This window comes from Ruminococcoides intestinihominis, from assembly GCF_040096285.1.
Lineage (GTDB): Bacteria > Bacillota > Clostridia > Oscillospirales > Acutalibacteraceae > Ruminococcoides > Ruminococcoides intestinihominis.
Map to the genome: position 1 here is coordinate 109,671 of NZ_JBBMEY010000002.1, position 10,801 is coordinate 120,471.

The window sequence follows — 10,801 nt, forward strand, 5'->3', positions numbered from 1 at the left end:
ATATTTCTTGTTAAAAATTCAAAGTAAACTACTTTTTATAAAAATGAAAATCACAACAATCTCCACCATAACCTAGAGTTTTTGTTCGTTTAAAACCTATTTTCTTTAGTCCACCGTATGTAATATCATCAACATCACAAAATAAAGGACAAAGTTCTTCACAATCATTTTCCACACAAGCAGTATGCCACAGGCATTTTTTCATTGTAACATCGAAGTAATCTTTTCCGTAATTTTGTTCACTTACCCATAAATCACTTTTACGCACAACCTTAAGAAATACACTGCTGTAAATCTTATAGAAAAAAGGTACAAGCTCCATTTTTGCAGTAGAAGAATGTTTCTTCTCTGCTACTTCATTAATCATATAATTTTGCATATAATTATGTACATCTTCATTGGATAAATCAGCTTTTAACAAAGTCTTATACAAAGCAATACGAGGAAGTATTGTAGTGATAAGGGTATTCATCTAATTTTCTGTTTTATTGTGAGTGTTTTTTATTAGAACATTCAGTATTTTTTCTTCATTACTAAAAAGTTCAGTTCCCTTTTCTTCACCAAATTCTCTAACTAAATATCCTTTAATCTGCTTTTGTTGCTTAATTTTCATTATATACACCTCACAAATTAATTCTATAAAGTAAAATACACTATTTATGATTTTGTTTTATCTTGTTATCAAACATACTGTCTCAATGTGGCTCGATTCTCCAACGAGTAACGCATTTCGTACCCAATGTACAAGAGAATAGTGGAACACCTATTTTCGCCTAAAAATGGGTATGTCGAACCGATTAAAGCCTTGAGTTGCCTTGTTCATCAAACAAGGCAATATCTCAATTGTTCTTACTTTTTCATCTTTAGCTGTTCTTTGAACATTGTTGACATAGCATATTTTCCCTTTTTACTACCAAGATCATCAATGCTCATGTCTCCTTTGAAAACCAATTCCATAATTCCTATGTATGCCTCACCAAGTGCCGCTGTAATAACTCCAGCTGTTCCTGCTGATATTACACCACCAACCACAGTTCCTGCTCCTGGTATGAATTTCAACAAGTTAGTAACTACAGTCTTTCCTAACAAAGTTGCACCACCCGCACCAATTGACGATGACAACAGTGCAGTGATAACGCTCTTATTTACATCAAAACCAAATATTACTGTAATTGAAGCTATCATACCTAATTGAGTAGGTATCAGTAATGCACAGTCAGAAAACGGAATAGGTGCAGCTCCTTCACCTGCCGCTGCAACTGATGCTGTTGCTACTGCTGCCTGTGCACGGCGCTTTTTTTCTTCTAAACATGCAATCTGAACATGTTGAAGTGTGTCCATCAACTCATCTGGAAGAACCTCTCCCATTACCTTGATTAACACATCTAATCCGTATGCTTTAGCAACACCTAAATCTTCAATCTCATAATCTTCTGCAAGCACAGGAATTATCTGGATAATATCCAAGTTTTCATTCAATAACACTTGTCTCATTTCCTGTGCTTTTTTCTTTGAAAATGATTGTGTAAGCACAACGATAATCGGAACTTGTGTGATTTGATTCTCCATTGAGAGTTCTCTTAACCACTCAATTTCTTCTGGCTCAATTCTATTTGAGGCAGTATTGATACAATACCAAATACAGTGAATAGCCTTATTTATATCTTGAGTAGCAAGCCCTTTACTGATTGTATCCATTACCTCTTGCTTTACTTCTGCCTGAACTTCTTTTCCAAGTTCAAACCCTCTCGTATCATAGATTGCAAGTGGTACACCTTTTTTTGTGATTTTTCGCATATGCGATGTTACTGGCTTACCCATTCCAGTGTCAGCAAGTTTCTCCTTGAATACAGAATTGATCAAGGTACTCTTACCGACACCAGTTTTACCAGCAACTATTATATTAAGTGTGTTTAGGTTCTTGATTTTCTCTGCTATTGCATTAATTGCTTCTTGGGCAATTTTTTCAGCATCAATTCCAGCCATTATTCTTTCTCCTTTGTTTCTTCATTAAATGGCACTATTTCAGGCCCCATTTCATTGAAGTCAATTTCATCATTTTTCAACGATTTTTTATATGCTTTATTTCCATACTTTTGGATGAGTGGTGGAATAAAAATGAATCCTGCTACTGTGAATGCACTACCGGCAACAAACCACGCCACTTTGCTATATCTATCTTTTTTCTTTTTATCTTTCATACTTTGCCTCCCATAAGAGTCCTTGTAAATTTTGCGAATTTCCTATAATAGAATGTCCTTTAATGCCTTGCTCATCAATTCCTGACGTTTCTCCATAAACTCTTCAAAATTTGAAAGTTCATAAGAAATATCTCCCGGAAGGTACTTAGCATTTTCACTATTTTCAGTAATCTTCAACCAATCAACGAGTGGTGTGGCATTCTTAGATTCATTCTCTCTGCCTTCGAGCAACTGAAGGTTTGCTAGTGTATTCCTTCTTCTTCGCCAATCTTCTTTAGTATCATCATCAATCACTGTTCCGTCCGGTAACACTAAGTCTTTAATCTTTCCTTCTTCAAATCCTGTATACGGATGCATATGATCTTGATGGAATCCCTTCTGACTATATTTCAAATTTGGATACAGAAGAGATAACAACATAAATGTATAGGCACCAATCTCATATGTATCAAACATTGCATCAATCTCATCCGCAGTATATCTAAGAGTTCTGTCGCCTGTGAATCTAATCCCATTTAGATTTTTCATGCTAAATGAATTAGATGGTGCAGCCTTCAATGCCTCTCTTATGCTTGTCAGTGCAGAGTTTGATGCGGTACCAAAAATCTGTCTTACCTGTGCGATTACAATATATTTTCTTAATTCAGCTTTACTGCTTGAATCGAAATTACCACCTTTGTATCTGTAGTAAACCATAGGAGAAACAGCCACATAAGAAATCATGTTCTCTGAGTTGAATCCGAACTCATTTAACAAATCAACTGTATCCTTGATGGCTTTTCGGATTGAGTCCCAGTTTTCTTTGATTTTTAGTACACTGTCTTTTTTGAATGTTTCTACTTTTAATGCTACGGACATATCTAAAAGATACAAACAGGTACGCATTATAAAGTCATTAGAGAACTTGAATCCTTCGCCTTTCTTATTTATTTCAGAAAGCAACTCATCAATTTCATCCCTTGCCTTATCCCAATGAGAAACAATAGTAGAGAATAGCAAGTCACTCTTTGAAAGAATGGTTCCACCAGAATTTACTCTAACGAAAATATCCAATACACTGTCTATCGAATCTTTTTCTACTTCAAAGTAGTTGATAATTTCATCAGTAACAAGTCTTGTATGTAAAAGCAAAATGTTCTTTGTTGCAACTTTATCGGTTGCCCAGCCATTTGGAATGATGACTTCTGTTAATAAATCTTCAGCAGAATACTTAAGGATATCTTTTACTAAATACCAAATCTTATCATCCTTATTCTTTGCAGCCTCATCCACTGTTAAAAATCTGAATTCATAGGAAATATCCTCGTCATCAGTTTTTTCGCTATGCAAATCAAAGTAAAGTTCCTTCTTTGGAAAAGCATCATCGTTCTTCCATCTTTTGTTTGGAAGTTTTCTGCTCATACTTCCTTGCAACGCTATATACAAAGAAGTCAATCTCTGCTGCCCATCTAAAACTGCCCAGATAGTTTCATCTCCACTACCAATTGGGAACGGCTGTGGTGCAGCAGGATTCTTATACATATCTCTGTCATGGTAATCTTTTATAAATTCATACATTGAATATTCTTTTTGGTTTACAATTGTCTTCTTTACTTTCCAAAACAAGAAAGTACCAATAGGATACCCAAGCATGACTGAATCTAACAGTCTTGTAATTTGCGAGTCACCCCACACATATTTTCTCTGAATAGCAGGCAGATATATCCTTCTGCTATTCACATCGTCTATTATTGCTCTTATACTCTTCTTTTCGTATGCCATGATAAACCTCACTCATTACTCGTTTTTATCTGCTCTCCGTTTGGGAAGATAAATGACTGTTCAAATATAACTTTCATCACATTATTAAATACATGTTTCATATCTTCAAAAAGCCAGAACTCACCTAAGTTTTTTTCCAAAATTCTACGAAATCTAGATATACTCATAAGTTAGAAACTCCTATTCTTTATATTAATAAAACATCTAATCACATTAGATTTATCATAACTCTACATATTTCAATTTTTCTAACCATACTTTATACATTTGTTAATAAGACCACACACTCAATGTGGTTTGTATGAGGGAACATATCCACAGGTTGGATTTTGGTAACGGAATAATCTTTTGTAGTTAGATAATGCAAGTCTCTTTCCAAAGTTTCAGGGTTACAACTTACATAGACGATTTTATCCGGTGAAAGCTCACAGAGAGAATCTAGGAATTCTCTACCACAACCTGCTCTTGGTGGGTCAACAAAAACAACATTTGGTGAAGTTACTTCTTCACTTGCCATTTCTGTCATAAATTCACTGGCATCTTTACAATAGAAATTTATGTTACTCTTCTTATTAAGTTCTTTATTTTTCTTAGCATCTTCAACTGCTTGAGGGTTAACCTCTACACCTACTACACTTTTAACATATTTTGATGCTACAAGACCAATTGTACCTATACCACAATAAGTATCCAGCACAACATCATCCTTATTAAGCTGAGCAAATTTAATTGCAGTTTTGTAAAGGACTTCTGTTTGAAGTGAATTCACTTGGTAAAATGACTTTGGTGAAATTTCAAACTTACAACCACATAATACATCCATAATTGTACCTTTGCCGTAAAGCACCTTTTCATAAGAACCCAGTTTCATTTTTGTAGGGTTAGGGTTTATGTTATGGACAATAGTTGTAATCTTTGGGAATAGTTTAAGAACACCTTTGACAAACTCTTTTTCTTTAGGAAATTTACCTTTAGCAGTAACAACTGTTAATAGAATTTCACCGGTATTTTGAGCAGTACGGACTAAAATATTTTTGAAAAAGCCTTTGTCTGTTTTAGGGTTATAGATAGAAATATTTAGGTTCTTTAGAACTGTTTTTACTGCAATGGCAATCTTGTCACTACGCTTGCTGTTTAACAGACAATGCTCAACACCGACAATACCGTTATTTGATGACTGAAAAACACCACTGATTATTCTGCCACCTTTTGTTGTACGGTACACAGTCTGAACCTTATTTCTATAATTATAGGGTGAATCCATACCTATAATTTTCTTAACATTACAAAATTGTGAAAGGCATCTTTCTACTTTATTTTGTTTCCAACTTAGTTGTTGTTCATATGGCATATTCATTAGCTGACAGCCATTGCACTTTTTATATACAGGACAAATTAATTCTTTTTCCATCTTAAAAACTCTTTTCTCTATTTTTTATCATTATAACATAATAATGTGGAAATAGATACTTTTAATTATATGGTTTCACTATTGTAATCAATTAAAAAACTGCACAACTTAATGTGCAGTTAGTTCATATTCTTTTTCATATAATTTTTTATCTTGTCTCCACATAAAGAAAACTCTTGATAATAGGATAATCACAACACTACCTACAAATATTTGAAGTGGATATGTTATTACACTACTTTGAGGGATTATCATACTTAGTATTGTAATTGCACCAACAGGTGGCATATACATTTTTGTGTAGGTTAAAATCAAAAGCATTATTAATGTAGCAATTAAGGCTGAAACTGTTAGTGGTAATTCTAATTTTATTGTTAATAAATATCTAGATAATGAACCTACTAAAGCACAACCTGTTATAACCAAAACAGTTTTTATAGGTTTGTTTCTCACTTTATTTCTTGGTCGAGAGAACTCTGTAAATGCTACTAAAAGTGGTGGTGCAATGATAAATTTATAGTTAAAATAAATTGCCACAAAACCAACAATAGCAACACAAACTATCCTTAGTGCAGTATCAATAATATCATCTTTACTGTTTAGCATTACAGGTATATATTCTTCATCTTCTCTAATTTTCATTTTCAAAAATAGTTGATGAAAACCGATTACCAATATGGTTAATACAACTGCAGAAATGGGATAAATAAAACTTTTCGTTTGCATCATAACCGGCAACACTATTGCAGACACAAATGGTGCAAAAGTTGTACCGGAAAACATAAATAATATTTGTGCAAAAGAAAAGGCAATTATCATTTGTGGGAAAAGTGCAAGTCCACTGTATCTAACTATCAGCACACCAACAGTTGCACATATTGTTATCAGGAGTAACATTCTTTTTCCGTTGACTTTCCAACTTCTCTTTTGTGCTACCATATATCCAACTGCAAGTGCAGTTATCTCCGGGAAAATTATTTCTTTTTCATTAAGTAATTCAGCTATCCCTACCATTATCCCAACTAGTAATAATGTGGATATGTAGGGTATTATGTTTTTGATAAATTTTTTCATAAATATTCTTTCTATTTTTTATTTTCTCTATTATAACATTTGTTTTAACTTAATACTATACAGCATTTATAATATAATAATATTAGAATATGTATTGCGTTTGTATATACAATACTATATAATATTATTAAGGAAACAAATTATACTTTTGGAAGGAGTTTTATATATGGCAAAATCAGCAAACTTATATGCTAGAATTGAACCTGATCTAAAAGAAAACGCAGAAGCTATTTTGAATGTACTGGGCATTTCTGCGTCAAGTGCAATCACTATGTTTTATAAGCAAATTGTAATGCACAATGGTATTCCCTTTGAACTGAAAATTCCTAATCATCCACTAGATATTAACAAAATCACAGAAGATGAATTTAATAAGGAAATAGAGAAAGGTTTACAGGATGTTGAAAATGGAAATACTATTCCGGCTAAAGAAGTATTTGCATCTATCCGTAACAAGTATGACATATGAATTATAAAATAGATATTACATCTAAGGCTCAAAATGATTTAGAAGAAATATTCAGATATATTGCTTTTAACTTACAATCTTTTATAAATGCATCTAATCTACTTGACCGTTTTGAACAAGCTATATACTCTTTAGAACAACTGCCTGAGCGTTTTAGATTGTATGACAAAGAACCATGGAAAAACAAAAATTTGCGTATTATGCCTATTGATAATTACTTGGTGCTTTACATTACAAACAATGTTAAACATATAGTTACAATTGTTCGTGTAATGTATGGTGGCAGACATATTGAAAAGCAAATTAATAAATAATATTGATATGAAAAGGCTCTCATTACCAGCAAATAGTATGAGAGTCTTTTTAATTAAACATTAAATTTTATTCAGGATCTGATAACTTTTTATCTCCAAAAGTATATTCTTTTCTGTGTTTCTATATTCATCAAGTAACCTTAATTATTTCTAACCAAAAGGCAGACATTTTCCACATGGCTGGTACGAGGGAAAAGGTCAAATGGGGTTAATTCTACAGGGGAATAATCGTTATCTGCAAAAAACTTTAAATCACGAGCTAAAGTTCCCGGGTCACAAGAAACATAAACAACCCTCTTTGGTGACATTGCTTTAATAGAAAGTATCAAGTCCTCTGTTAGTCCTTTTCTTGGTGGGTCAACAACTACAACATCAGGAGAAATATTGTCATTCTTTAGCTTTTCCCCACACTTTGTTGCATCACCACAAATAAACTGTGCGTTATTAATATTATTTAACTTTGCATTAAGTTTAGCATCCTTAATAGCCTGAGGTACAATTTCAACACCAATTAAACTTTTACATTCATTAGCCATTGTAAGTCCGATTGTACCTGTACCACAATAAAGGTCAATTAGATTTTCTTTACCTGTAAGGTTGGCATATTCTTTAGCTTTGTTATACAGTTTCTCTGCTTGACTATGGTTAACTTGATAAAAACTATTTGGGGAAATTCTGAAATTAAGTCCACACAAGTTGTCAATAATATAAGTGTCACCATAGATTGCTCTATTTTTTGTACCTGTAATTACATTTGTTTTTTCTTTATTAGAATTAATTACAACACTTTTTAGGTTAGGTATATTTTCTTTTAAAGAATTAACCAGTAAAGTTTCATTCTTTAGCTTGTCACCGTTAATAACAAGACAAACCATCACTTCACCTGTTTTTTCACCGTATCTAACATACAAATGTCTCACTAAACCTTTGTGGGTTGTTTCATCATAGATAGTTTCATTAGTGGTTTGCAAATAGTCCTTGACTACTGCCATTACCTTATCAAAAATTTTAGGTTGTAACAAGCAAGTATCGGTATCAACCACCCTATGGCTATGAAAGCCATAGAAACCCATTTCAACATTACCGTCTTTATTTTTAACTAAAGGAAACTGTGCTTTGTTTCTGTAATTATCCGGTACATCTGCTCCTACAATAGGATTGATTTTTACATTAAGACCTGCAATTCTTGCAATAGCATCCTTTACTTTTTGCTCCTTGATTTTTAATTCAGCATCATAGGTAGTATGACGGTAACAACAACCACCACATTTTAGAAAAACTTTACAATCTACTTCTTGTCTATATTCTGATGGCTTGATAATTTCCATCACTTTGCCAAAGCAATAACGCTTTAGCACCTTAACAATCAGTACATCTACCCTGTCACCTACTGCTGAATTAGGTACAAAAATTGCAATACCCTCATCACTTTTGCCTACACCATAACCCTCACTTGTTGTGCCGGTTATATCAATTATTAATCTGTCATTCTTCTTAATAGTCATAATTTTTTTCATATCTTAATTTTAACATTTATACATAGTCAAATCAACAATTTTATAAAATATCTGTTATAGTAATTGCAATTTATCTTATAAAATTATATAATGGAACTATAAATAAATTAAAGAGGTAATTATTGTGGATAAAAAGCATTTTTTAGACGATAAAAAAAGAATTCATTTTATGGGAATTGGTGGTAGTGGTATGTGTCCACTAGCAGAAATTCTTTTAGCTAAAGGTTATGAAATTACAGGTTCTGACATTGCAGAGGGTGACACTTTGGAAAGAATCCGTAACTATGGCATTAAGGTATATATGGGACAAAATGCAGAGAATATTAAGGATGCAAAACCTGATGTTCTTTGCTACACAGCAGCAATCAAGGATGACAACCCTGAACTTGTTGCAGCAAGAGAAATGGGTATTCCAACACTTGAGCGTTCAGAAATGTTAGGCATTGTAGTAAGTCACTACAAAAAGAGTGTTGCTATCAGTGGTACTCACGGCAAGACTTCTACAACAGGTATGCTAACTCAAATTCTTGTGGGTTCAAAGAAAGACCCATCAGCTATTATTGGTGGTAAGCTACCATACATTGGTGGCAACAGTCACGTTGGTAAAAGTGATATTATGGTGTGTGAAGCTTGTGAATATGTTGACTCTTTCCTACAGTTACATCCATTTATCTCAGTTATCCTAAATATTGATGCTGACCATCTTGACTACTTCAAGAATCTTGACAACATCAAAAAGTCATTTAACAAGTTTGCTCATCAGACAAGCAACCTTGTTGTTTATAACGGTGACAATGCAAATGCTGAAGATGCACTTGAAGATGTTAACATTAAGAAGATTACATTTGGCCTTTCAATGGAAAATGACTATTATGCAACAAATATGCAAAGACATGGTGTTACTCAAAGTTATGATTTAATGTATCAAGGCGAATTTCTAACAAAGATTAACCTATCAGTACCTGGTATTCACAATGTTTATAATTCTCTTGCAGCAATTACAGTTGCAGATTATCTTGGTGTACCAATTAAAGATATTGCAGAAAATATTGCAAAGTTCACAGGTGTACACAGAAGATTTGAATTACTGGGCAAACCAAATGGCATTACTGTTGTTGACGACTTTGCTCACCATCCAACAGAATTAACTTCTACACTAGAAACTGCTATGGAGCTTGGCTTCAACCATGTATGGGCAGTTTTCCAACCACATACATTCAGCCGTACTGCACTATTAATGGATGACTTTGCTAAGGCTCTAAAGATTCCTGATACTGCAATTATCTCTGCTATTTTACCGGTTAGAGAAACTAACACATACAATGTTTACAACACAGATTTAGGCAAGAAAGTTCCAGGCTCAGTATGCCTTGAAACATTTGATGAAATCACTGACTACATTGTTAAGAATGCTAAAGAAGGCGACCTTGTACTAACAATGGGTGGTGGTAATGTATATATGTGTGCTAACCAAATTGTAAAGGCATTGGAAAATAAATAATCTGTAATTTCTACTATTGTAGATTATTTTGTAATATGAAATGATGTGATTTTTATGACAGCACTTTCTAATAAAGATATGGATAAACTAAAGGAAAAAGCCTTACAGTTACGCCCAAAAATTGATAATTTAGAATACTCTCACGGCAGAGTTGCTGAGATACTGGGTATTTCTAAAGAACACTTAATAGAAATTTATTGTGAAATGGGTTTTCCCTATTACACAATGGATATTTCAGAAGTTAAAGAAGATATAAATACTTATAAAAGATTTTTTAAAAAAGCATAAATTAAAGCTCTATGAAACTAGATTTTCATAGAGCTTTATTGTCATATTTTTTGTCTTTGATAATTTATAATCAGTATTATAAATTAGGGTTTTTCAATTTTGTCTGTGGGTAAAGGTAAGTTTGTTTTAAATTTAATTGTCTATAAAGAAAAAATTTATAGTGAGATTATGCATTTTAAATTATATATAACTATGACTCACAGGTGTAGAGCCTTTCAACAAAAGTTTTTGTTCAAAAACTTTTGCATAAGTTCACATTAGATCG

The 10,801-nt window shown here is 32.9% G+C and carries 12 protein-coding genes; 4 read left to right on the top strand and 8 right to left on the bottom strand.

Translation table 11 applies throughout. The annotated features are described in order from the left end of the window. Positions 1 to 28: 28 nt before the first annotated feature. The 7 genes from WMO18_RS01425 to WMO18_RS01455 all read right to left on the bottom strand — a co-directional run bounded on the left by WMO18_RS01425 (position 29) and on the right by WMO18_RS01455 (position 6,387). Positions 29 to 472 (bottom strand): L-2-amino-thiazoline-4-carboxylic acid hydrolase, encoded by a 444-nt coding sequence (locus WMO18_RS01425; RefSeq protein WP_367286242.1) that lies wholly within the window; start codon positions 470 to 472, stop codon positions 29 to 31. Next, the gene (locus tag WMO18_RS01430) at positions 473 to 613 is read right to left on the bottom strand and encodes a hypothetical protein (RefSeq protein WP_367286243.1); all 141 of its coding nucleotides are present in this window, start codon (positions 611 to 613) and stop codon (positions 473 to 475) included. A 236-nt stretch (positions 614 to 849) separates the two neighbouring features. Further along, positions 850 to 1,986, bottom strand: coding sequence for a YcjF family protein (locus WMO18_RS01435; RefSeq protein WP_211147227.1), 1,137 nt, complete (start codon positions 1,984 to 1,986; stop codon positions 850 to 852). Next, positions 1,986 to 2,201 carry a hypothetical protein gene (locus WMO18_RS01440; protein WP_211147228.1) on the bottom strand — a complete coding sequence of 72 codons (216 nt, stop codon included), beginning with the start codon at positions 2,199 to 2,201 and terminating at the stop codon, positions 1,986 to 1,988. Before WMO18_RS01440 ends, WMO18_RS01435 begins: the two co-directional genes overlap by 1 nt. A gap of 42 nt (positions 2,202 to 2,243) precedes the next feature. After that, entirely contained in the window at positions 2,244 to 3,920 is a 1,677-nt protein-coding gene (locus WMO18_RS01445) for a DUF262 domain-containing protein (RefSeq protein ID WP_211147229.1), read from the bottom strand. Between the two features lie 301 nt (positions 3,921 to 4,221). After that, positions 4,222 to 5,373, bottom strand: coding sequence for a 23S rRNA (uracil(1939)-C(5))-methyltransferase RlmD (rlmD, locus tag WMO18_RS01450; protein WP_211147230.1), 1,152 nt, complete (start codon positions 5,371 to 5,373; stop codon positions 4,222 to 4,224). A gap of 108 nt (positions 5,374 to 5,481) precedes the next feature. Beyond that, the gene (locus tag WMO18_RS01455; RefSeq protein WP_367286244.1) at positions 5,482 to 6,387 is read right to left on the bottom strand and encodes a hypothetical protein; all 906 of its coding nucleotides are present in this window, start codon (positions 6,385 to 6,387) and stop codon (positions 5,482 to 5,484) included. Positions 6,388 to 6,613: 226 nt separating this feature from the next. Here WMO18_RS01455 and WMO18_RS01460 point away from each other — a divergent pair, with 226 nt between their 5' ends. Both WMO18_RS01460 and WMO18_RS01465 read left to right on the top strand, forming a co-directional pair. Continuing rightward, positions 6,614 to 6,916 carry a type II toxin-antitoxin system RelB/DinJ family antitoxin gene (locus WMO18_RS01460; RefSeq protein WP_294669785.1) on the top strand — a complete coding sequence of 101 codons (303 nt, stop codon included), beginning with the start codon at positions 6,614 to 6,616 and terminating at the stop codon, positions 6,914 to 6,916. Then, on the top strand, positions 6,913 to 7,230 hold the full coding sequence (locus WMO18_RS01465; RefSeq protein ID WP_329979238.1) for a type II toxin-antitoxin system RelE/ParE family toxin: 318 nt from the start codon (positions 6,913 to 6,915) through the stop codon (positions 7,228 to 7,230). Before WMO18_RS01460 ends, WMO18_RS01465 begins: the two co-directional genes overlap by 4 nt. Positions 7,231 to 7,370: 140 nt before the next feature. Here the strand turns inward: WMO18_RS01465 and rlmD (WMO18_RS01470) are convergent, their stop codons facing one another. Continuing rightward, complete coding sequence (gene rlmD / locus WMO18_RS01470) at positions 7,371 to 8,747, bottom strand: 23S rRNA (uracil(1939)-C(5))-methyltransferase RlmD (RefSeq protein ID WP_329979236.1); 1,377 nt, start codon at positions 8,745 to 8,747, stop codon at positions 7,371 to 7,373. Positions 8,748 to 8,871: 124 nt separating this feature from the next. Here rlmD (WMO18_RS01470) and murC point away from each other — a divergent pair, with 124 nt between their 5' ends. Both murC and WMO18_RS01480 read left to right on the top strand, forming a co-directional pair. Continuing rightward, positions 8,872 to 10,248 carry a UDP-N-acetylmuramate--L-alanine ligase gene (gene murC, locus WMO18_RS01475; RefSeq protein WP_320766349.1) on the top strand — a complete coding sequence of 459 codons (1,377 nt, stop codon included), beginning with the start codon at positions 8,872 to 8,874 and terminating at the stop codon, positions 10,246 to 10,248. Between the two features lie 54 nt (positions 10,249 to 10,302). Continuing rightward, complete coding sequence (locus WMO18_RS01480) at positions 10,303 to 10,536, top strand: hypothetical protein (RefSeq protein WP_211148535.1); 234 nt, start codon at positions 10,303 to 10,305, stop codon at positions 10,534 to 10,536. Positions 10,537 to 10,801: the final 265 nt, after the last annotated feature.